This is a genomic window from Burkholderiaceae bacterium DAT-1 (assembly GCA_019084025.1).
Lineage (GTDB): Bacteria > Pseudomonadota > Gammaproteobacteria > Burkholderiales > Chitinimonadaceae > DAT-1.
Genome location: JAHRBI010000004.1, coordinates 266,814 through 288,366, shown reverse-complemented (window position 1 = coordinate 288,366; position 21,553 = coordinate 266,814). Strand labels below are relative to the sequence as shown.

Genomic DNA, 21,553 nt, shown 5'->3' with positions numbered 1-21,553 from the left:
CACCCCATGCTGGACGCTGCACTAAACAGCGCATTCAAAGCATGTGTCGTAAATATGTATTTAATGGATGGAGAAACTCATGCAGCAAGACTGGCTTGAGACTGGGAAAAAGCCCTCCAGGGCTGATTTGGAAGCAATTCGCAAACAAGAGGAACAACAGCGGCTGATCAAGCGTCTGCAAATGCCAATCAACCCTACGTGTAAAATTTCCCAGCCCTTGAGCGGTCCCGTTAAGCGTAAAGGGACGCTACGCAATGGTAAGAAATTGGGGCCTCTGACAATTAGCGGATTTCTTACCGGAACTGGCCTGCTCATCGTACTCATGTTCATGTTAAGACGCATCATGTGACCCTCCGGGTAAAGATCGTCCGAATTTTCGTACACGAATTCAAGCAGACATCTGGACGCCAGCTACACCTGCACTGATAATCGCGTCTTTTACTCGCAGGATTCCCCATGGCTGTAGAGCTCTATAACGACGGGAACCATATCGTGCATGCGTTCTACGATTTGGTCTCTGAAGACGACGGTGCAGTCGTTCAGAGTAACCAGTTTCTGATCGTGAACAATGAGCATGGCGCGTTGATCGATCCGGGTGGCAACATGACCTACAACGGTCTGTTGATGGATATGCAGAAGCATTTCTCATCGCGCAATCTGGATTACATCTTCGCGTCGCATGCCGACCCAGACATCATTGCCTCGCTGAACAAGTGGCTCATTGCAACGCCTTGCCGAGTCATGATCTCTCAGCTATGGACACGTTTTCTGCCGCACTTCACGTCTGGCAAAGACTTGACCGGACGAATCATCGGCATCCCGGACGAAGGGATGCGCATGCGCCTGGGCAAGACAGAAGTGCTGGCGATTCCTGCGCACTTTCTGCACGCAGAAGGTAATTTCCAGTTCTACGACCCTGTCTCGAAAATCTTGTTCTCCGGTGACCTGGGCACCTCGCTGGTACCACCTGATCGTGCTGAGCTGCCGGTCCAGGATTTCGATGCCCATATCCGATACATGGACAAATTCCACAGGCGCTATATGGTCTCAGGCAAGGTGTGCAGACTGTGGGCCAGTATGGTGCGCGACCTGGATATCCGCATGATCGTGCCGCAGCATGGCTGCCGATTCGAAGGTTACGATATGGTCAATCGCTTTATCGACTGGGTTGAACTGCTCGAATGTGGTGTCGATGTCGTAACACAGCAAAGCTACCGCATTCCCTGATCGCCCGACGGCATGTCAAGGTTTTCGTAACCGTGTATAAAGAAGTATCACGATATGGCAACTTGATGTGAAAAACGGCGCCCATTTCATTCACTGGCAGATCAGGATTGCGCTTACAATTCTGGCCGTCACTGCATCGGCACAATCCGGTCTGGCAGTGTATTTTGAGCAATTTGCACCCTATTCCTTTGGACAGCACGACCAGGTTAAGGGTTACTTCGTTGACGTATTGAACGAAGCCGTCGCAAAACGCGCCGGGATATCTCTCAAGCATCAGGGTATGCCCTGGAAACGTGCGCAGGCGATGGTCGCCAATGGCCAGGCCGATTTAATGGTCACCGCGCCTACTACCGATCGGCTGGCATACAGCGACAAAATCTCCCCCGCGATACAGGTCGAACAGCTTCGCTTCTATACGCTACGCTCGCACCCCGAGCTTAAATCGTTCTATAAAATCAAACAGCTCGAAGATGCGCGCCCCTTTCGTATTGGCGCCTATTTTGGCTCAGGCTGGGTGCAAGCCCACTTAACTGGGTACAAGGTCGATGCAGCCCGCGATTTCACGGAAAGCATCGATAAGCTGCTGATTGGTCGAATTGATTTGATACCAGACTTGCATGAAACCGCGAGCTGGATGATACGTGACAGGGGGGTGCGCGCGGAGGTGGTCGAGCTGCCACTGGTACTCGATACCTTGCCGTTTCATATCATGATCGGCAAGCGCTCTCCTCTGTTCTCGCAAAAGGATCGCATTGCTACTGCATTGCAAGGCATGCAGTCCGACGGCACACTTGCGCGCCTGAAGGCCAAGCACGGCATTGGTAATTAGGGGAGGAGTCTGAGGCGGATAAAGGTAGCCGACTGGTCGCAGCACCTTATGCGTCTGCGCGCCTGTCTCCGTCATTGCAGATGAATGACGACCTTACTGACCGCTTATCTGAAGATCGCTGTTACAGAAGATCTGTCGGAAAGCATCGAGTGCCGCCGGAATCATCACACGCTCAATCACAGGTTCTGCCTGATGCCACTGCTGAAGCAATTTAGTACATCGACTATCTTCCCAGTACCACGCCTTGGGTCGACCACTCATTAATGGATTGTCGCGCAGGATGGCCGGGAAGGAGGCCTCGATCTGATCTTTCCAGTCCCACGTGAAACTGTTCACGTAGCGTCTGGAGAAATGCACGCCGAAATGCTCTGCAGTCAGTTGATCATGTCTGCAGGTTAAATCTACCAACTCGATTCTGCGTCCAACACCTGCTACCTGACGTCCGCACTCTATCCAGCAGTGGTACTCGCGCAGGTCGGACAGCTTTTTGGCATCCCGGCGCGCTTTTCGATCCGGGAACATGGATAGATAGTTGCCATTCCCGCAATCAATGATTTCCCCGCCACTTACCGCGCGATAGGGTTGGTTGAGTACTTTGCTCAGTACACCCGCCCCCACAACCGCATATGTCGCACACTGGCCAAAGCCTTGTATCAAAAAGACCTCTGACACCACAGCGTGAACGGCACGATCGATTGCTCGACGCAAGTCGAGGCTGACAGGGAAACCTCCCTGATCGAATTCAGCAAAAGAAGAAGTGGATTCCGGGCTGTTCATGACGCACGGGCCAAAGACATTCACCCTGACATGATAGACCAATCCAGATGACTGATTCCCTGCCGCTTATCGGCTTGATGACAAACATACAAATGACCGCATCAACTATTCGTCACCGGCATCCATCATTCGCGAGAAATCAGCGTGTTGCCGCGCAATACTCCCGCAGACGATATCGCACAATGCGTAGATCGCAGGATCGGCAATGCTGTAGAACACACTGGTGCCCCGCTCTTCTCTGATCACCATGCCCTGCCTTGCCAATTGCGCCAGATGCCTGGAAACATTGGCAATGGAGCATTCGCATACAGTGGCCAACTCGCCTACGCTGTGCGGCGTATGTCTGAGCGCATTCAGAATGCGCAGACGCGTTGGCTCGGCCAGTGTCTGAAAGTAACGCGCGACCCGTTCGAGAGCCTGCTCGGGCAGTCCATCCATCACATGCGACCTTGGATTAATAAGCTGGAATGGGCTGATTCTATGTGAATCTGCAACATCGCGCATGAGGATGCACTTTCGGTAATAGCTGGCATACTTGACTCTGTAGTAACTACCACGTGTTTGATACTCGTATTGCCCGATTACCGAAAGCAGTATGCCACCATGACAGACTCCTCTACACACTATCGCAGAAGCTCGCCCCCACACCCTGTGACCCGCGGGCAAAAACCACACCAACACGATCACTCACACGATCACTCACACGATCACTCACACGATCACTCCCATTGTCACGATCATGGCCACGGCATAGGCCATGTTCATGCGCCGAAAGACTTCGGGCGTGCGTTTATTATCGGCTTGATATTGAATGGTGGCTTTGTTGTCGCAGAGGCGCTTTTTGGCGTCATGAGCAACTCCGTTGCCCTGCTGGCCGATGCCGGACACAACCTCGGCGACGTGTTGGGGCTGTTAATCGCCTGGGGCGCGAGCATCATGGTGAAACGTCAACCATCAGGGCGTTTCACCTACGGACTACGCAGCAGCTCCATTCTTGCCGCCTTGCTGAATTCGGTTGTCCTATTGCTGGTCACTGGCGGCATTGCATGGGAGGCCTTGCTGCGCATCATGCACCCTGATCCGGTTCAGGGAAAAGTTGTCATTGTGGTTTCGCTAATTGGTGTGGTCATCAACTTAGGTACCGCCATCATGTTCATGTCGGGCCGTAAACATGATTTAAACGTGCGGGCTGCCTTCCTGCATATGATGGGAGATGCATTGATCTCCCTTGGCGTGGCTGGTTCCGCAGTCATCATGCTGGTCACCGGCTGGATATGGCTGGATCCGTTGGTAAGTGTCTTCATTTCGCTTGTCATCATTGTGGCGACCTGGGGCATGCTCAAGGATGCAATCAATCTGGCACTGCATGGCGTGCCGCCGACGATTTCGACAGCAACCGTATCCGATTTTCTGGCAGCACAGCCTGGCGTTGCAGGTGTACATGATCTGCATATCTGGGCAATGAGCACGACGGAAACAGCACTCACCGCCCATTTACGCATGCCTGCAGGCTATCCGGGATCTGCATTTGTACATGCAATCAGTCATGCGTTACAGGCTCGCTTTGGCATCTCGCATACGACGATCCAGATTGAAGTTAGTGACTCGGATGCTGAGTGTTCGCTGGCGCCGCATCATGTCGTCTAGGCTCTACCCAGCCCATATCCGCCAGACGGCGTTGAGCATTCACGGCCGAGCTGCTAACAAGATGTAGGGTTCTATGTGTATGCGTTTGCGGGAGCGCACAATGTGGAGCGGACGCGATGTCGGTAAAGCTTCTGAAATTTCTGGTGGTGGACGACTCAATGGCGGTGCGCCAGGTGGTCTCGGGCTACTTGCGTGAGTTTGGCATTGAGCAGATCGTCCAAGTGAGCAGTGGTCGCGAAGCCCTGAATTCGCTTAAGCGAGGCAAATTCGATGTCGTCCTGTCGGATCTGAACATGCCGAATATGAGCGGGCTGGATCTGCTCAGGGCAATGCGCAGCGAGCCTGATCTTGCCGAAATTCCATTTTTGATGATTACATCAGAAAAAGATGCCAATTTGCTCAAGGAAGTTGTGACCAGCGGGGTGACCCAGATTCTGATGAAGCCCTTCAATATGCAGCAACTTCAGGTCAAATTGAGTGCAACACTAAGAAAAGTGAAGCGTCCACCCAAGCCTGACGACTGATTTCCCCGCATCCCAAGTCGCATTTTATTTTCGTGCAACAGGACACGCCCTCGTGTCCTGTTTGCATTTATACGACTGAATCCAGTTGAACATACTGTCTGCATGCGGTGTGACTGGACACCTCATTTCCGATCATGGAAGCTGGTATAATTTTCGTTTTCTTTCCATTCCCACCGTTAAACACGATTACCACCAACAAGAACAGGAAGAGTACAACCTCATGAAGTACACCCTTATTGCTGCCGCCCTGGCTACAGCGTGTTTGTCTTTTGCGCCCGTTGCGAGCGCCACAACAGTCAAAGCAAACGCCGCACACACTCAGTCGAGTGAAGATGCACGCTTTGATCAACTCGTGAAGCAATTCCTGGACGACTACTGGAAACACAATCCGGATAGCGCAGTCAGCGCCGGCTACTATAAATACGCCGACGTACTAGACATCCCGAATGCAGCAAGTCGCAAAGAACTGCTGCGCTTTGTAAACGACTGGCAGAAGCGGTTTGCGGCACTGAATACGAACAGGCTGGATGATGGCCATCGCACCGATCTGGCCATGTTGAACAATCAGCTGGATGCGGCTCGCTGGTATCAAGAGACCTTCCGCTCCTGGGAATGGTCGCCTGCCAACTACGGTGTTGCAGAGCCACTTTCGCTGATGCTGGCCAACACCTATGCCCCGCTTGAAACACGCCTGCAGGCCATCAGTAAGCGCCTTGCGCGCGTGCCTGCTTACTACGAAGCAGCCAAGGCCAATATTCACCAGCCGGTGATGGAGCATACCCAGCTGGCCATCGACCAGAACCCGGGTAACCTTGAGGTACTTGATTCGCTGGAGAAAAAATTAGGCGAATCCAAGCTGTCTGCAGCAGATAAAGCCCTGTTTACATCCCGGGTGGCTGCGGCGCGCAAAGCCATACAAGGGTATGGCGATTGGCTCAAGGATCTGAAAGCGTCCCTTGAGAAGAACGGCAATGCCCGTTCATTCCGCATTGGCAAGGCCTTGTATGAACCCATGTTTGCCTATGAGATTCAGGCCGGGATGACCGCCGAGCAGCTGTATCATCGCGCACTGCAAGAAAAGGAATCGCTGCTGGGTCGCATGGACAAACTGTCTGTCGAACTCTGGCCCAAGTATATGGGTGATACAGCCATGCCAGCAGATCGCTTTGACCGGATCGGGCAGCTGATCAACAAAATGTCCGAACACCATGTCAAAGTGGAAGAGTTTGTACCGGAAATCAAACGCCGCATTCCGATTCTAGAAGCCTGGGTTGACGAGCATCATCTGGTCAGCCAAGACAAAACACGTCCGCTGGTTGTGCGGGAAACACCGGTTTATATGCGTGGTACCGCTGGTGCGTCTATCAGTGCGCCAGGGCCATATGATCCCAAAGCCAACACTTATTACAATGTGACGCCGCTGGATGGCGATACACCCGAGCGTGCGGAGTCCTGGCTGCGCGAATACAACGACTGGATTCTGCAGATTCTGAGCATCCATGAAGCGGTACCGGGTCACTATGTGCAGCTGATGCACGCCAACAAGTCACCATCCATTGTCAAAACCATCTTTGGCAATGGCGCCATGGTGGAAGGCTGGGCGGTATACAGCGAACGCATGATGCTGGAGTCGGGCTATGGTGGCAACACACCGGAAATGTGGTTCATGTATGCCAAGTGGAATTTGCGCGTGGTGAGCAACACCATTCTGGATTACAGCATTCATGTGCTCGACATGAGCAAGGAAGACGCGCTGAAGATGCTGACGCGCGAGGCCTTCCAGTCTCAAGCTGAAGCAGAAGGCAAATGGCGCCGCGCGAGTCTGAGTCAGGTTCAGCTGACCAGCTACTTTGCCGGTTTTGCCGAAATATATGACTTCCGCAATCAGCTTAAGGCCGAACAGGGCGAAAAATTCAACCTGTACAACTTCCATGAGCAATTCCTGAGCTACGGCAGTGCGCCCGTCCGCCTGATCAAAGAAATGATGCGCAAGCATTGATCCCAGTCTGAGCGGGGCATGGATCGCATTCAATGTCCCGCCCTGCACTGCCTTAACGACTGAGTGTGGCATGCAGGCCAGTCAGTTTGCGCTGCCTGGCCTGTTCATCTTTGTTGTCACGAGGTAGGTTGGTCACCCTTATTCGGGAAACTGATCTGCCATTCCCCACAGGCGATAAACCCAGAAGCACTCGTCTGAAAAAATCAGCCTGCGCAATGCGTCAGGTGCAAAGCCGGTGATCTTTCGGGTCGCCCGAATCATATGCGATTGATCGGTATAGCCGGCAGCCGCAGCGATATCACTCCAGTTCACGGTGGCGTCAGGCTCCCTCATCGCGGCATCGAAAAACGCCTGTTCCGCCCTACTCAATCCTTTCAGTTCGCGCATCGGCAATCCAGCCCACTGCTTGATCCGCCGCTCTACCTGGCGCAAGCTGCGCCCGAAGCCGGACGTTGCAGCGCGCAGCATCAAACTGGTCGACCAGTCTGCATAGTAATGTCGAATGGCATGCGCATCCGGCCGGGTTTGCTGCCAGCGCGGACTCAGGCAAGTCTCAATTGCCCTAACGCGTGCGGCATTATCCGGTAAGGCATGCAAAGTTTGCCCGAGTGCATGCCATTCAGAGCCTAACAGCCCCTCTGCGGGGACACAGCAATTAAGATACGCTCCGGGATCAATACCGGTCAGGTGCTGCAAGGCATCGGGTAGCATCAGGATCACCAGCGTTTCCATATCACCGGGATTCCAGGTAATCATTGGACGCGTGGACGGGCCACAAAACGCAAATGAACTGATACGAGCGCGAGGCGTACCAGCATCAGCAGGCAAGCCCGGAGCAAGCAGTTCGGCGTCGCCATGGAAATACCAGACAATCGCACACAGTGGCGAGGCGGGAATGTGGTTATACCGCTGATGCGCCGCCAACCCTGCACCACGCGTATCACGCGTCAGAACCGCACGGATGCATGAGGCAAGATTAGCCTCCGGCAGCCAGAGTTCGCTGCGCGCAGAAGAAAAGACGTGTTGAAGATCCGGGAGGGCATGGTCAATTTTACGCATGCGCGAGTATAGAAAGACTCATGCGGTTTTGTCATGGGTATTGCATGTCGAAATCATTCAATACCCTGCGACCAACACGCGCTAGGATCTACAACAAATGATTCGAATCAGGGAGACGCATCATGTACACGGCCAGCCTGCGCGGCGTGGGCAAAACCTATCGGCTGGATACCGTTGAGGTGCCCGCGCTGATCGATATTCAGGTCGATCTTCGCCAGAATGTATTTACCGTCATCTCCGGCCCGTCCGGCAGTGGCAAAACCACCCTACTGAATATCATCGGCTGCATTGATCAGGCCGATGCAGGTGAGGTAATCGTAGCCGGGCAACATGTTGCCCGATTATCAGACGATGCGCTCTCCGATTTCCGGGCGCGGCACATCGGCTTCATCTTTCAGAACTTCAATCTGCTACCCGTCCTGAGCGCACTGGAAAATGTCGAATATCCCCTGGTGCTGTCCGGCATTGGTGCAAAGGAACGCCGCGAACGTGCGCGTGAACTGCTCGATGCAGTCGGCCTTGGCAATCGCATGGACAACCGTCCCGGACAGCTATCTGGCGGACAGCGGCAACGGGTCGCCATTGCGCGTGCACTGGCGATCCGGCCCAAGCTTGTGCTTGCCGATGAACCAACCGCCAATCTAGACACCCAAACCGGTGCCGACATCATCACACTCATGCGCCATATGCAGCGTGAGCGCGAGGTGTCATTTGTATTTTCCTCGCATGATCCCAAGGTGCTCGCCGAAGCAGACGACGTGATCTACATTCAGGATGGCCGTATTACCTGCATCGAAATCGATCGCTTGCGTACGGAGGTAGCAGTATGAACATGTGGTCACTCGCCCTGCGAAACCTGCTGCGTAACCGCCGCCGCTCCCTGACAACTTTGCTGGCCATGGTGGTCGGACTCGTCGCCATTTTGCTGTTTGGTGGCTATCGCTCCAACATCATGTACGGATCGCAAACCGGTTTTGTCCAGCACAGCGGACATCTTCAAATCCAGCGGAAGGGTTATTTTCTCGATGGCGGCGATAATCCATCCGCTTATGGCATTGCCGATTATGCGCACATGATCGAAGCGCTGAGGCGCGATCCCGAACTATCCCCGATGCTGACAGTCGTCACCCCTACCCTTCAGCTAGGCGGCATTGCGGGTAATTTCTCGGCCAGCGTATCGCGCTCAGTCATGGCAACCGGCTTGGTTCCGGCAGAGCAAAACCAGATGCTCACATGGAATGACTATAACGTGGTCAGTTATGCCCAGCCCTTGCCATTGGCAGATGCATCAACGGATGCTGTGGTGGTCGGAACCGGCGTGGCGCGCAAATTGCAGCTATGTGACCTGCTCAAAGCAGATCAGTGTCACGCAACCGCCCAGAAACCTGCACCTCGCAGCACAGATCTGCCCGACGACATCGCCAGCCTGAGCCAACAGGAGAGTCATGAGTCAACCGCTGGTAATCGCATCGAAATGCTGGCAGCAACCTCTCACGGGGCGCCAAATGTAGCCAGCCTTCAGGTTGTAAAAGCCAACAATATGGGCATCAAAGCGCTGGACGATGTCTATATGGCGATGCATTTGCAGCAGGCACAGCGTCTGATTTATGGCAGTGGCGAGCCAAAAGTCACTTCCATCATGATCCAGTTGCGTCATACCAGCCAGATCCCGCAGGCACGGGCGCGCATTTTTGCGCTGCTGGCTCAGCATTTTTCTGCCGCGGAACTGGATGTACTCGACTTCCAGACCCTCAACCCCATCTATCGCCAGACCAATGAATTTATGGATTCCATGTTCGGCTTCATTGCCATGCTGATCGGGGTGATCGTACTGTTTTCCATCGGGAACACGATGAGCACAGCCGTGGTCGAGCGGACAGTCGAAATCGGCACGCTGCGTGCTATCGGCCTGCGCCGCAGTGGCATTCGCAGACTCTTCCTGTGCGAAGCGCTGCTGCTGGGTCTGATCGGATCGGCAGTCGGACTCATTGCCTCACTGGTGCTGGCCTGGTTGATCAACCACAGCGGCTGGTCGTGGACGCCGCCTGGGTACTCGTATGCCTACCTGATTCTGGTGCGGATCGGCGAAGACGTGCCCTTGCTAATTGGCAGCGTAGTTGGCATGGTTGGTGTCACCGTGTTTTCGGCCTGGTGGCCGGCCAGACGGGCGGCCAAGTGGATGATTGTCGATGCGCTGCGTCACGCTTGAGGAGAGATCATGAAACAGATGTGGATGGCAGCAGGCTTCGCTCTGCTCATATCGTGTGCTCAAGCGGCCTCTAGCCCGCAGGAGATGCTTGCCGCAAGCGATGCAGTACGTAATCCGGATTTCCCGTTTGGTTTGACCAACACGCTGACTGAGTACCGGCAAGGCAAACAAACTGATAGCAGCACCTTGGTGATCTATTCCAAGGCCGATGCACAAAGCGGTCAGTTCCGCAGTTTGGTACGCTATATTGCTCCTGCTCGAGATGCCAACAAGCTGATTCTGTTTAATGGAAAGGATCTTTGGTTTTTCGATCCGTCGAGCAAGGCCAGTATTCGCTTGTCGCCACAGCAGCGATTGCTTGGACAGGCATCCAATGGCGATGTGGTCACAGTGAATTTTGCACGTGATTACAAAGCCATCAGCGCAACGGATGAGGACGTCACCGATGGCGAGAAACAGACGCGCCATGCCAGCAAACTGGAATTACGCGCAGCCAACGATGATGCCACTTACCATCGCATCGAGATGTGGGTGGACAGCAGCAGCGCACGCCCGATCAAGGCAAAGTTCTATGCGGAAAGCGGCAAGCTACTGAAATCTGCCTATTACCGGAAATACCAGAAGCTCTTCGGGATCGAGCGACCAACTGAAACCGTCATTATTGATGGACTGGAGTCTGACTGGGTCACCGTGATGCGTTATTCAGACTGGGTAAAACGTGACGTACCTGAAACCTGGCTGCAGCGCGACTATCTGCCAAGGTTCAAGCCAGAATGAGACACACTGGCTTATTCATGCTGGCCGTCTGCTGCTGCATAGCGCATGCCGATGAACCAGATTTAGACGCCCTCGCGCTCGCCGACAAAGCGCCGGAACAAACCATTGCCGCGCGTGACTGGCGGCTGTTTACGGAGCTGGCGACCGGACAAAGCATGGATCGCGCATGGCAGCGCCATAGCGCTAACCGCCGCATCTCATTGGATATGCAGTTCGACCACTCGCCTGCGTCGGACTGGCGACTGTATGCTGCCGACCGGCTGGATGTCATGACGCCCGCAGAGGGCGACCATGCCATCAATACGCTGAAAGAGGCCTGGCTGGGCTGGAAAGTCTCGCCCGCCTGGATGCTTGATGCGGGTCGAATCAACCTGCATCAAGGCGTTGCAACAGGGTTCAACCCGAACGACTTTTTCCGAGCCCACGCGGTGCGCGCACCGGTATCGATAGATCCGGCCAGCCTCAGAGAAAATCGCCTGGGCAGCGTCATGCTGCGTAGCCAGTATCTCTGGGAGGGCGGATCACTCACTGGCGTTTACTCCCCCAAACTGGCCAATCATGCAGATACCGGTGGCTGGCAGGCCGACTGGGGCGCAAGCAATGGATCGGATCGCTGGTTGCTCACAGCAAGTCAGCAATGGTCACCCGGCCTTGCACCACAATGGCTGATCTACCACGAAGCGGGTCAGCCAGTTCAGTTTGGTGCCAATCTGAGCGGTCTCCTCAATGATGCGACTGTGCTGTTTGTTGAGTGGACGGGTGGGCGGTCGCACAACTGGCTGGCCCAGGCAACCGGACAGGCGGGTGACACCCCCGAACGCTGGCACAATCAAGTGTCAGCAGGGGCAACCTGGACGTCTGCCAGTAAACTATCGCTGACACTCGAATACCATGCCAGCAGTGCTGCGCTGGATACGGTGGGTTGGGGACAACTGCAAAGGGGGCCTTTGCCGGCCTATCTCCAGTACCGGCATTGGCTGGCTGACCAGCAGTTGTCTCCCACCTCCCGCAGTGTGTTTGTACGTGCTAACTGGCAGGATGCGCTAATCAATCATCTTGATTTGACTGCGATGCTCGACCGAGATTGTGTGGATGCTAGCAAACGCACCTGGCTGGAGGCTCGCTACCATGCAGGTTCGAGCGAATGGGCATGGCAGTGGCAGCATCATGGCGGCGCGCCCTTGAGTACATGGGGAGCCATGCCAATATCGACCGGCTGGCAGCTTATATGGCGGCGGTATATGTAAGGGAAAGCATCAGCAGCCGATCTCCCCCTATGTTAGACACTGACATCTTCTGACCGCACAAACCAAGGAATCGTCCGAGATTCCCTGGTCGCAGTCAGGGATGCATTCAATGCATTACAGCGCAGGCATGGCGTAACCCTCAATCTTGGCGGCTTCCACCAGACCACTCAGGTACTGATGCATCATTTTGTTGCCAGCCATATTGGTGAGGTATTGCTGCAAGCGTTCTTTGATCTCATCAAAACTGACCTGCTCACCCAGATTGCGTTCGTTCACCTGAATGATGTGATAACCAAACTGAGTTTGCACCAGATGCGGCGTGATGTGGCCTGCCTCGGTGCTAAACACTGCCTGTTCGAACTCAGGCACCATTTGCCCGCGACCGAAGCGACCAAGGTTGCCACCTTCCTTGCCGGATGGGCAAGAAGAATGTTGCTCGGCCAGCGCAGCAAACAGCGATGGCGCAGCTTGAACTTCACCTAACACACCTTCGGCCTTGGATTTGGTCAGCGTATTGGCCAGCTCATCATGACCCGTCACCGAGAACAGGATGTGACTTGCCACAGCAGATTCGCCGCTGCTGAAGCGCTCTGGATATTGCTCGTAGAACTCGCGGCAGGTAGCTTCATCTACCGGCTGCACCTGAATCGCCTTATCCAGCAAGGCCTCAATGGCTTCCTGAGGATTCCCGGTGTTCAAACCTTCGGCGCGCGCCTTTTGCAGCAACAGTTCACGCAGGATCAGTTCCTGAATGGTCGCCTCGCGCGGCTCGGATGCATCGGCATGGTGGTGTTGCTCAGCCTTGATCATCTCTTCGGAGATTTCGACGCCGTTAACGAGAATAGACATATGTTTTTCCTGATTGTATGGTTGGTACGCTGCAAAAACTGACGGCGTGTTAAATGAAAGACATAGATGATGTCAGTGACGTAAATCTCAAGAGGACGGAGAGATTTGTTTGAACACAAGTGGCTGTTCACCTGATTAGTTCGAGCTACACGAGCAACCCACATCACACGTTCGACCTGAGTGGTCGGATAGCCGCTTTCAAATAGAACGATGGCAACCTACGCACGCTCGCGCCAGGTCAGCCATACCCGGACATCAAACTCCAGTTGGTGGTAATCCGGCTCCATATGGCAGCACAGTTGGTAAAACGCCTTGTTATGGTCTTTTTCTTTGATATGCGCCAGCTCGTGAACCACGATCATCCGTAAAAATGCTTCCGGTGCGTCGCGGAATAACGAGGCGATGCGAATTTCGTTTTTGCGCTTGAGCTTCCCGCCCTGCACCCGTGACACGAAAGTATTAGTACCAAGCGTGCCCTTCACCGGGTGCTGCTGACTGTCGAACTGAACCTTGGCAACAGGCGGCGCGTTTTTCAGGAATCGCTGCTTCAGCTCAGCGACATATTGATAGAGCGCCTTGTCGGTTTGAATATCGTGGCACGCCGGATACTTATGCTCCAGCCATGCACCAAGCTGGTCTTGCTCAAGCAGGATCCGGATGCGCTCGAGCAGAGCAGCAGGATAGCCGTTCAAATAGTGAAGTGAGGTCATGGCCACAATGGTACTGCCTGGCAGGGAATGCGTGCGGCACTTTTTGTCAGCTCCCCCTGGCCTATCCTCCTGTAGAGGTTGAAACATGGCTCATGCGTTGGTGATAGCGGAAGGACGAATGGAATCTAACCCTTGAAGCTTACATGTATTCGAGTGAAAGTCAGTTTTACACCCAGAACAGGTCTAATCCGCTCCAAACGACAACGGGCGACAACCTTTCAGCTGTAACCCGTTGATTATTCTGGCGCACCCAGCAGGGATCGAACCTGCGACCTTCAGCTTCGGAATGAAGTTTAATCGTGTTTTTTGAAGTCCAAAAAAATCCAGCTAAGTTTTTTAACTAATTGTTTTAAATGATTTTTTAAGAAATTTTCATCCAAGAAAATCCGACAATATCCACCTCCAGCGTGCTATGATGTCATACCCCCTGTCATACCCAGCGACGCCATGGCCACCAAAACAATCCGCTCCAATTTGCTCACCGCGATTGAAGTCAAGAACGCCCGCTTAACGGAAAACAAGCGGGAAGACTGGCTCAATGATGGCGATGGGCTCAGGCTGCGCATCCGTCCTTCCGGAAAAACCTGGTATTTCGTTTACCAGGAAAAACGGGGTGATCCGCCCATCAAATTGCGCATTGGCACTTACCCCGCGATCCAGTTGGCCGATGCACGCAACCTGGCCATCACGTACCGCAATCAACGTGCCGAAGGACTCGATCCGAGAGCCGAGATCGAAGCGGAAGAGCAACAGAAAGCGGCGGATGCCGTTCAAGAAACCGGCGAGATTAGTATGAATCAGCTCTATGAGCTGTACGATCAATCGCAGGGCCCCTTGCTAGATCCACATAATCGCGCCGTGACCCGATCACGGTGGAAGTGCCACGTCGCCATTGCGATTGGCTCGGTTAAGGTTAAGGATGCCAACAAACAACCGGTGATGGCTCACTACAATGAGCTGGCCAAAAAAGGAAAGTCCAGCACCCCGCGCGCAGCGATCAGCCTGCTGGTCAGAGTGATGAAATGGGCCGAACAGAGCGGCCTGTGTTCGGACACCCATCCGCTCTTACGTATGCAGGTTCCCGTCAAAACACGTACCACCAACCATCATCAGGCCCCGGAAACTTTCAATGCAGCCGCATATCTGGAAAAGCATGGCAAGGAAGTCATTGGCCAAGAAGCAGAGGATGATAAAGCCGGTCGTGCGCTCCAATTCCATGAATTGGTCACGCTATTGCATGAACGACTACCCAAATCCACACAGGCATTGACCGGGATTTGCATGATGCGCTTCATGCTGGCAACAGGCATACGTGCCAGCGAAACAATTCGCATTCGCTGGGCGTGGATTGTGAAAAGTGAACGCTTGTTGATCATCCCGTCGGGCAGCATGAAAAAGCGGCGGATGCATCATGTTTACCTGAGCGACTTTGCCATGAAACAACTGGAAATCATGGAGGCTCAGCGGCTCAATGATTTTGTATTTCCAGCAGCGATCAAAGAGAATGCCCCTGTACGCCGCGACAATGTAGGAACGGACATAGTTTGTCGTCAGTTTCATCGCGATCGCAGTGAAACCGACGAGCAGTATAAGGCGCGCGTCGCGCGTCGTATGGTGACGCGTCGTGCACGCAATGAAATTGATCTGTATAACCTCCCCGGTGGGCGGTGGACTTTGTATGATCTCAGGCGTACGGTCGCCACGCGATTGCAGCAATTAGGCTTTGACGAGGGGATGGTCGGGACCATCCTGGCACATGCGCCCAAGGAAAAGTCGGCGACGGATTTGTATGCGCGGTACGGCCACTGGGAGATGAGGTGTCGAGCACTGGATTCACTGGGGACGGCTTTGGCCGGGTGTGAGTCTGGTTCGACGCCAAATTTGGCGAACAATATTATTTATTTCCGCAAAACTTTATAGAGGCACCTAATAGCGATATCCATGAAACTTCCGGTATTGCCAAAAATCGGTATTACCATTCAAATGTTTGAGCAACTCCCCTAGGGGAACTCTGAACAAATCACGCTTCTGCGCGACAAGCATGTTCAAGTCATTGATCTGACTAGATACAGAATTTTTAAACCGTCTTATTCAGAGGCTCCCCAGGAAGGTAATTGTCACGAGTCCACCGATATGCCTGTTCAGGAAAATGTAATCCCCATAGCAACCCCTCTAAAAGATTTTCCACACCTAAGGTTGCTCGCATCGCTAACGCGTCAATGCGTGCAGCAAATAGTCCGCATCAACGTGATTGACTCAGAGCTATCGGTTACGCCAAGATTGAATATGCGCTCTATGCCTGCCTCTGGAATGTTATCGTCTTTAGTAGACGTAATGAGCCCGGATACCGACATCGGTGCTAACTTAACACCATCCATTCGAAGGTGTTCATGAGCCACAGAATTTTCTCAATTGAATTCAAGCAGGAAGCAGTAAATCTGGTCGTGCAGCAATGTCCACCCCGACCTGATCTACGCGCTGCACTTATGTCTCACTGGCGACGATGGCGCGAACGCGATTTGCATTTCCAGCGCCGCCGACAGAGATTGACCTTTAGACTCAAATGATGGCCAGCAGGCAAAATAGCCTTGTCGATCAATTCTGAGAACTAACTTAATGACCAACAAGAACATAAATATCGTCGCTATGCCCTTGGTAGAAACCGCCCGACTGGCTGCTGCCTTGGATGACTTCGCGACAGAGCGCGACTGGCACCAATTCCATTCCCCGAAAAACTTGGTGATGGCCCTATCAGGCGAAGTCGGTGAGCTGACTGAGATTTTCCAGTGGATGACCGAGTCTGCATCGATAGAAGCAGGTCGTGATCCAAGTACTGCAGGAAAGGTTCGTGAAGAACTGGCAGATGTTCTACTTTACCTCGTCCGTCTTTCCGACGTTTTGGGTGTTGATCTGAACGAGGCCGCCAGCCAGAAACTGCAGTTGAATGCTCAAAAATACCCTGCCGACAAAGCGCGCGCCTCCAGCAAGAAATACAACGAGATCTGAATGCAGACTTCAAACCCGACGCACACCCTGATCTATCAGGCTGACAAGCGGCAATTCCTGAAAGATTCGGACAGGTACATCGAAGACCTGATTGAGACCCAATACCTAGCCATTACCGGTAAAAGAGTCAGCAGTCAGGAAAAGCTCTCATGGAAGAACTCCCTGCAAGAGATGGCCAAGGTGCTTAGGGACGATCGTCTTCCATCAAATGCTGGCGTCGGTATCGAATTGTTCGCCCCCCAATCGATGAGCCGTATCGACTTTACTCTCACGGGATTCGATTCCAATGGCCAGAGGACAGCCATTATTATCGAGCTCAAGCAGTGGGGGGCGATCGAACTGACTGCCAAGGATGCCATCATTCGAACCCAGCTGGGTGGCGGACTCAATGAGGCCCTTCATCCTTCTTACCAAGCTTGGTCCTACGCCACGTTGTTTGAAGGATTCAATGAGTCGGTGGCCTCCGGGGATATACGGATATGGCCTTGCGCCTATCTGCACAACTATCCCGAGGCTGACACAGCCATTCTCGACGATCGCTTCAAGGAATACATCGAGCTGGCGCCGGTTTTCCGCCGCGGAATCAATGAGCTGGAAAAGCTGCAACTCTTCCTGAGCAAGCATATCCAAAAGGGTGACGACAAAGCGGTGCTGCAACAGCTGATCTCCAGCAAAATCGGTGCATCCAAGGCCCTGGCTGATGCTCTGGCTAAGCTGATGAAGGGCAACAGCGAATTTGCCCTAATCAACGATCAGAAACTGGTCTTTGAAAGCATCAAGGAAATTGCCCAAGCAGCGGCGCCAGGCAAGCACAAGGTCATCATCGTTGAAGGTGGGCCTGGCACAGGCAAAACGCTCATTGCTATCAACCTACTGGTCAAACTGCTGCAGGCAGGCATGGCGCTCAAGTATGTTTCCAAAAATGCCGCACCCCGCCATGTCTACAAGGCAAAGCTGACCGGCACAGTGAAACAGACCCGTTTCAACAGCCTGTTCGCCGGTTCCGATGGGTTCCATGAAATGGAACAGAATACATTCGACCTGCTGCTGGTTGATGAGTCTCACCGCCTCACCGAAAAGAGTGGCATGTTCAACAACAAGGGTGAGAACCAGATGAAGGAGTTGATCAATGCCGCCAAGTGCACGGTTTTCTTCATCGACGAGGATCAGCGGGTTACCTTCCGCGATATCGGTTCCAAAGAACAGATTCGGCATTGGGCCGCTGCCAAGGGCGCAACAGTCCATGAATTCGAACTGACATCGCAATTTCGTTGCAGCGGATCAGACGGCTACATGGCATGGCTGGACAATATCCTCGACATCCGCGAAACCGCTAACACCCATCTGGATACCAAAGGCTACCAATTCAAGGTTTTTGACACACCGGAAGCCATGCATGCTGCCATTGTCAAAAAGAACAGCAAGAACCGTGCACGGGTAGTTGCTGGCTATTGTTGGCCATGGAACAGCAAAACTGATACCAGCCAGTTGGATATCGTGATCGGCGAGAACTACCGCCGCCAGTGGAATCTGGCCAGTAACAGCATGGTATGGATCATCGCCCCAGACTCGATTGATCAGGTTGGCTGTATCCATACCAGCCAAGGACTGGAGGTCGACTATATCGGCGTCATCATCGGGCCCGACCTGATCGTAAGGGATGGTAAGGTCATCACTGATGCGACCCAACGTTCATCAATGGATCAGACTATCAGGGGATATAAAACCCAGGTCAAAAAAGACCCGACAGGAACCACGGCCAAGGCAGACAGCATCATCAAAAACACCTATCGAACCCTGATGACGCGTGGACTCAAAGGTTGCTACCTTTATTGCACTGATCAGGAAACTGCCGACTACTTCCGCAGTAAACTGCAGTAGTCGGTAACTGGCCAGCGCCTGAGTTAGCATGACATACGAGATGTTTCCTGATGGCCCACCTGCTGCCCGAGCTCCCGACCAAATGCGCAGACACAGGAAAAACTCCAGAATCAAACGGAAAAACTATTCGGTACGAAATCGTACTTTTTACAGCAATAGAGCAGCCCCGGATGATGTTCACATCTGACATCCTCCCTGTCACTTAGCATAGTAATAAAGTCCAGTCTTACCTTGACTCATCAACACCATATTGGCCCAGACATCACCCTTCAACCATGCCCATGACCACCTCATCCGCCTTGTTATGCCAGTCCTTCCGTGAATTTGTGGACTCCACACGACCGGACCGGATCGAAGCCACCGTACGTTTACTAGCCGACAGACAGAAGGACATGGACCTCGAAGCAGGGCTTGGCCAAGAGGGTGCCTGGCGCCATTCGTTGCCGGCACTGGCTAATTTTCTGCAGCAGGCCGAATTGGACGACGAGGTAGTGGTGCTATTGGAGTACCTGCTGCCCATTACCCGGGAGCGCGTGGACTGCCTGATCCTTGGTCATGATGGCAATCGTGATGTGGCTATTGTTGTCGAACTGAAGCAGTGGAGTGCTGCCGGTATCACCAGGAAGAAACTCAGCAATCTTTATGAGATCCATCCTGCTTATAAAGACGACGATAAGGTGGAGCGGCAGGAAAAATACCGGTCCCAACATCCATCCGTACAAGCCGCTGCATACAAGACTGCTATTGAAGCCTGTCTGGACCTTGGCCAGGATCAGCCAACGTTGGTTCGTGCATTTGCCTTTTTGCACAATTTTCACGCCATCGAGCATTCTGTGCTATCCGATGATCCCAGTGCCGCAGAGGCGATGTTCATCGCGCCACTTGTGGGAGCAAGCGGAGAAAGCTACCGCACGGCGATGCAAGAGATCCGTGAACTACAGTTGCAATCACCTGCTCACCCACAACGCTTTCTCCAGCCTGAAGTCAGGTTCAGTCATAAACTTTTTTTTGAATTGCAGGATCTGCTGGATAACCGCTTCAGCTTCCCCCTCGCTGAAAGCCAGAGCATCATCATGGAAATGATTCTTGGCGCCCTTGAGCACGCCAGGCATCCAGGCCGATCGGCAAATGGCAAGGTTAGCAAATATCACATTGTGGTTGATGGTGGTGTAGGTACGGGCAAAAGCGTTCTGGCACTCACGTTGCTCCGTCATTTGATCAGGCAGTCGGTCACCGCATTGTATGCCGTCGGTTCAAAATCACTGATCCAGAATGCGCATGCTCAAGGTGGATCTTTGAAAAATGTCATCAATTATTTTTTCCCAGAGTACTACAAAGATGACCAGCTCAAGGCCATCACGCTGATCTTTGACGAAGCCCATCGGACCAAAAAACCGGGTAACTTCAAAACAGCCATGAAGAGCGCAAAAGCCTGCGTCTTCTTTATTGATGACCGCCAGATCATCCATCCGACAGAATCTTGTAGCGGTCAGCAACTGGAAAACTTTGCCAAAGAGTTGAGTAACAATACGGTCACTCACAGATTGATCAAAGTGTCGCTGACCGAACAGTTCAGATGCTGCAGTGGCAATCGCTATATCAACTGGCTGGAGAAGGTTTTCTATCCGGATGAAAGCCCGGGATACCGGGATCCGGAGCAAGGATATGAAGTTAGGATTGTTGATACCCCCGAAGCGCTGGAAGAGCTCGTACTAAGCCGGCGGCAATGCGGGCATGACGCTAGGATGCTAGCCGGTTTCTGCTGGCCTTGGTCTGACCCGGGGAGAAACAAGAGCAATCCGGGTCATCACACGCTGACACACGATGTGGCAATCGGTACTTGGTCAGCACCCTGGAATGAAAAGCCACCAGAACAATGGGAAGATAATCCACAGGACAAGCCGGCGGCCGATCAGCATCCCTTTTATCTTTGGGCTACTGACCCGCAGACAAGGCAGGTCGGCTGCATCTACTCATCTCAGGGACTTGAGTTTGATTATGTTGGTGTGATTATCGGGCCGGATCTGATATGGGATCGCCAGCAACAGGCTTGGCGTGGACAGCTACAACACTCGCATGATACCAAGCTAAAAAAAGGCTTCAAGAGCGCGAATAATCCCGATCCGACCGAAATTCTAAAAAATATCTACTGGGTTCTTGCTACCCGTGGCGTCAAAGGGGTCTTCTTCTACTCAACGGACGCGGATACCCGGGACTATCTGAAGGAATGCCTGCGGCTTGCACATCCCGTAAACCGGACAAGCGAAACCCCTCTAGTTTGTTAGAGCCGTTGATGGTTACTTTGCTGTGGGGAAAGGTCAGCCAACAATTGATTGAGTCGACAGTACGTCTGGCTGACTCACTCATTGCAAATAGAATGGTGCACTAGAAAAAAGGCTGATCATTAGATCAGCCTTTTTTAACATTGGTCTTCAAGATAGTTCCGAACTAAATTCAATCCATCAGTCTTATCCCGAATAACTATTGCCATTGGTGATTCACCACCAAATGCATGATTTGGCTGACTCATCCAAGAATATGCAAGGTCAGCCCTGCCCGGGAAAAGCGTTTTGAGTAAACTGTGACAACATAAAAGCTCTGAAAACCGCTGGTACAATTCAGGCGGTAAGGAATCTACCGTACCTTTTTGCAGCATTTCTAGGTACTGGCTCTGGTCGGCCTGCAGCCCAAGAAGCAAAGGGATATCACACTGCTGAACGTCCCAAAGCGCCAGCAAGGTCATGATCATTGCTGCCAACCTGCCATGCGTGGCATCCGGGTTGTGCGGTAAGTAGTGCTCATCAGCTTTCAT

Annotated in this window: 20 protein-coding genes; 14 read left to right on the top strand and 6 right to left on the bottom strand. The window is 53.1% G+C overall.

All coding sequences use genetic code 11. From position 1 onward, the window contains the following. Window positions 1-79: 79 nt before the first annotated feature. The 3 genes from KSF73_10005 to KSF73_09995 all read left to right on the top strand — a co-directional run bounded on the left by KSF73_10005 (window position 80) and on the right by KSF73_09995 (window position 2,056). Entirely contained in the window at window positions 80-349 is a 270-nt protein-coding gene (locus KSF73_10005) for a hypothetical protein (protein MBV1776046.1), read from the top strand. Between the two features lie 107 nt (window positions 350-456). Next, window positions 457-1,227, top strand: coding sequence for an MBL fold metallo-hydrolase (locus KSF73_10000; GenBank protein ID MBV1776045.1), 771 nt, complete (start codon window positions 457-459; stop codon window positions 1,225-1,227). A 67-nt stretch (window positions 1,228-1,294) separates the two neighbouring features. After that, window positions 1,295-2,056: a transporter substrate-binding domain-containing protein gene (locus tag KSF73_09995; protein ID MBV1776044.1), complete on the top strand. Its 762-nt coding sequence runs from the start codon at window positions 1,295-1,297 to the stop codon at window positions 2,054-2,056. Between the two features lie 93 nt (window positions 2,057-2,149). Here the strand turns inward: KSF73_09995 and KSF73_09990 are convergent, their stop codons facing one another. Then, the gene (locus tag KSF73_09990; protein MBV1776043.1) at window positions 2,150-2,833 is read right to left on the bottom strand and encodes a hypothetical protein; all 684 of its coding nucleotides are present in this window, start codon (window positions 2,831-2,833) and stop codon (window positions 2,150-2,152) included. A 105-nt stretch (window positions 2,834-2,938) separates the two neighbouring features. Then, on the bottom strand, window positions 2,939-3,271 hold the full coding sequence (locus tag KSF73_09985) for a metalloregulator ArsR/SmtB family transcription factor (protein ID MBV1776042.1): 333 nt from the start codon (window positions 3,269-3,271) through the stop codon (window positions 2,939-2,941). A 165-nt stretch (window positions 3,272-3,436) separates the two neighbouring features. On the opposite strand from KSF73_09985, the gene KSF73_09980 reads away from it, so the two are divergent. The 3 genes from KSF73_09980 (at window position 3,437) to KSF73_09970 (ending at window position 7,003) form a co-directional block, all read left to right on the top strand. Continuing rightward, window positions 3,437-4,480: a cation diffusion facilitator family transporter gene (locus KSF73_09980; GenBank protein ID MBV1776041.1), complete on the top strand. Its 1,044-nt coding sequence runs from the start codon at window positions 3,437-3,439 to the stop codon at window positions 4,478-4,480. A gap of 116 nt (window positions 4,481-4,596) precedes the next feature. Then, a complete protein-coding gene (locus tag KSF73_09975; GenBank protein ID MBV1776040.1) occupies window positions 4,597-5,004 on the top strand; it encodes a response regulator in 408 nt (135 codons plus the stop codon). A 220-nt stretch (window positions 5,005-5,224) separates the two neighbouring features. After that, entirely contained in the window at window positions 5,225-7,003 is a 1,779-nt protein-coding gene (locus KSF73_09970; GenBank protein MBV1776039.1) for a DUF885 domain-containing protein, read from the top strand. A 138-nt stretch (window positions 7,004-7,141) separates the two neighbouring features. On the opposite strand, the gene KSF73_09965 is transcribed toward KSF73_09970, so the two are convergent. Next, on the bottom strand, window positions 7,142-8,062 hold the full coding sequence (locus KSF73_09965; GenBank protein MBV1776038.1) for a helix-turn-helix domain-containing protein: 921 nt from the start codon (window positions 8,060-8,062) through the stop codon (window positions 7,142-7,144). A gap of 122 nt (window positions 8,063-8,184) precedes the next feature. Between KSF73_09965 and KSF73_09960 the strand changes: the two genes are divergently transcribed. The 4 genes from KSF73_09960 to KSF73_09945 are packed head-to-tail and all read left to right on the top strand — an operon-like array spanning window position 8,185 to window position 12,295. Continuing rightward, window positions 8,185-8,892: an ABC transporter ATP-binding protein gene (locus KSF73_09960; GenBank protein MBV1776037.1), complete on the top strand. Its 708-nt coding sequence runs from the start codon at window positions 8,185-8,187 to the stop codon at window positions 8,890-8,892. Then, a complete protein-coding gene (locus KSF73_09955) occupies window positions 8,889-10,271 on the top strand; it encodes an FtsX-like permease family protein (GenBank protein ID MBV1776036.1) in 1,383 nt (460 codons plus the stop codon). Before KSF73_09960 ends, KSF73_09955 begins: the two co-directional genes overlap by 4 nt. Before the next feature lie 9 nt (window positions 10,272-10,280). Beyond that, entirely contained in the window at window positions 10,281-11,048 is a 768-nt protein-coding gene (locus KSF73_09950; protein ID MBV1776035.1) for an outer membrane lipoprotein-sorting protein, read from the top strand. Window positions 11,049-11,065: 17 nt separating this feature from the next. Next, window positions 11,066-12,295 (top strand): hypothetical protein, encoded by a 1,230-nt coding sequence (locus KSF73_09945; protein ID MBV1776034.1) that lies wholly within the window; start codon window positions 11,066-11,068, stop codon window positions 12,293-12,295. A gap of 114 nt (window positions 12,296-12,409) precedes the next feature. Here KSF73_09945 and KSF73_09940 read toward each other — a convergent pair whose 3' ends face one another. Continuing rightward, window positions 12,410-13,105, bottom strand: coding sequence for a peptidyl-prolyl cis-trans isomerase (locus KSF73_09940; GenBank protein MBV1776033.1), 696 nt, complete (start codon window positions 13,103-13,105; stop codon window positions 12,410-12,412). A 257-nt stretch (window positions 13,106-13,362) separates the two neighbouring features. Then, window positions 13,363-13,854, bottom strand: coding sequence for a M48 family metallopeptidase (locus KSF73_09935; protein ID MBV1776032.1), 492 nt, complete (start codon window positions 13,852-13,854; stop codon window positions 13,363-13,365). A 447-nt stretch (window positions 13,855-14,301) separates the two neighbouring features. On the opposite strand from KSF73_09935, the gene KSF73_09930 reads away from it, so the two are divergent. The 4 genes from KSF73_09930 (at window position 14,302) to KSF73_09915 (ending at window position 21,026) form a co-directional block, all read left to right on the top strand. Then, window positions 14,302-15,774: a tyrosine-type recombinase/integrase gene (locus KSF73_09930; protein ID MBV1776031.1), complete on the top strand. Its 1,473-nt coding sequence runs from the start codon at window positions 14,302-14,304 to the stop codon at window positions 15,772-15,774. Window positions 15,775-16,500: 726 nt separating this feature from the next. Continuing rightward, window positions 16,501-16,860 carry a nucleotide pyrophosphohydrolase gene (locus KSF73_09925; GenBank protein MBV1776030.1) on the top strand — a complete coding sequence of 120 codons (360 nt, stop codon included), beginning with the start codon at window positions 16,501-16,503 and terminating at the stop codon, window positions 16,858-16,860. Next, the gene (locus tag KSF73_09920) at window positions 16,861-18,741 is read left to right on the top strand and encodes a DUF2075 domain-containing protein (GenBank protein ID MBV1776029.1); all 1,881 of its coding nucleotides are present in this window, start codon (window positions 16,861-16,863) and stop codon (window positions 18,739-18,741) included. It abuts the gene before it with no gap. Window positions 18,742-19,016: 275 nt separating this feature from the next. Beyond that, window positions 19,017-21,026, top strand: coding sequence for a DUF2075 domain-containing protein (locus KSF73_09915; protein ID MBV1776028.1), 2,010 nt, complete (start codon window positions 19,017-19,019; stop codon window positions 21,024-21,026). A gap of 134 nt (window positions 21,027-21,160) precedes the next feature. Here KSF73_09915 and KSF73_09910 read toward each other — a convergent pair whose 3' ends face one another. Next, window positions 21,161-21,553, bottom strand: coding sequence for an MbcA/ParS/Xre antitoxin family protein (locus KSF73_09910; GenBank protein MBV1776027.1), 393 nt, complete (start codon window positions 21,551-21,553; stop codon window positions 21,161-21,163).

What these genes read in the sequence shown, in the direction of transcription:
- KSF73_10005 (MBV1776046.1), top strand. Translation starts at nt 80, where the DNA reads ATGCAGCAAGACTGGCTTGAGACTGGGAAAAAGCCCTCCAGGGCTGAT.
- KSF73_10000 (MBV1776045.1), top strand. Translation starts at nt 457, where the DNA reads ATGGCTGTAGAGCTCTATAACGACGGGAACCATATCGTGCATGCGTTC.
- KSF73_09990 (MBV1776043.1), bottom strand. Translation starts at nt 2,833, where the DNA reads ATGAACAGCCCGGAATCCACTTCTTCTTTTGCTGAATTCGATCAGGGA.
- KSF73_09985 (MBV1776042.1), bottom strand. Translation starts at nt 3,271, where the DNA reads ATGGATGGACTGCCCGAGCAGGCTCTCGAACGGGTCGCGCGTTACTTT.
- KSF73_09980 (MBV1776041.1), top strand. Translation starts at nt 3,437, where the DNA reads ATGACAGACTCCTCTACACACTATCGCAGAAGCTCGCCCCCACACCCT.
- KSF73_09975 (MBV1776040.1), top strand. Translation starts at nt 4,597, where the DNA reads ATGTCGGTAAAGCTTCTGAAATTTCTGGTGGTGGACGACTCAATGGCG.
- KSF73_09970 (MBV1776039.1), top strand. Translation starts at nt 5,225, where the DNA reads ATGAAGTACACCCTTATTGCTGCCGCCCTGGCTACAGCGTGTTTGTCT.
- KSF73_09965 (MBV1776038.1), bottom strand. Translation starts at nt 8,062, where the DNA reads ATGCGTAAAATTGACCATGCCCTCCCGGATCTTCAACACGTCTTTTCT.
- KSF73_09960 (MBV1776037.1), top strand. Translation starts at nt 8,185, where the DNA reads ATGTACACGGCCAGCCTGCGCGGCGTGGGCAAAACCTATCGGCTGGAT.
- KSF73_09955 (MBV1776036.1), top strand. Translation starts at nt 8,889, where the DNA reads ATGAACATGTGGTCACTCGCCCTGCGAAACCTGCTGCGTAACCGCCGC.
- KSF73_09950 (MBV1776035.1), top strand. Translation starts at nt 10,281, where the DNA reads ATGAAACAGATGTGGATGGCAGCAGGCTTCGCTCTGCTCATATCGTGT.
- KSF73_09945 (MBV1776034.1), top strand. Translation starts at nt 11,066, where the DNA reads ATGCTGGCCGTCTGCTGCTGCATAGCGCATGCCGATGAACCAGATTTA.
- KSF73_09940 (MBV1776033.1), bottom strand. Translation starts at nt 13,105, where the DNA reads ATGATCAAGGCTGAGCAACACCACCATGCCGATGCATCCGAGCCGCGC.
- KSF73_09935 (MBV1776032.1), bottom strand. Translation starts at nt 13,854, where the DNA reads ATGACCTCACTTCACTATTTGAACGGCTATCCTGCTGCTCTGCTCGAG.
- KSF73_09930 (MBV1776031.1), top strand. Translation starts at nt 14,302, where the DNA reads ATGGCCACCAAAACAATCCGCTCCAATTTGCTCACCGCGATTGAAGTC.
- KSF73_09925 (MBV1776030.1), top strand. Translation starts at nt 16,501, where the DNA reads ATGCCCTTGGTAGAAACCGCCCGACTGGCTGCTGCCTTGGATGACTTC.
- KSF73_09920 (MBV1776029.1), top strand. Translation starts at nt 16,861, where the DNA reads ATGCAGACTTCAAACCCGACGCACACCCTGATCTATCAGGCTGACAAG.
- KSF73_09915 (MBV1776028.1), top strand. Translation starts at nt 19,017, where the DNA reads ATGCCCATGACCACCTCATCCGCCTTGTTATGCCAGTCCTTCCGTGAA.
- KSF73_09910 (MBV1776027.1), bottom strand. Translation starts at nt 21,553, where the DNA reads ATGAAAGCTGATGAGCACTACTTACCGCACAACCCGGATGCCACGCAT.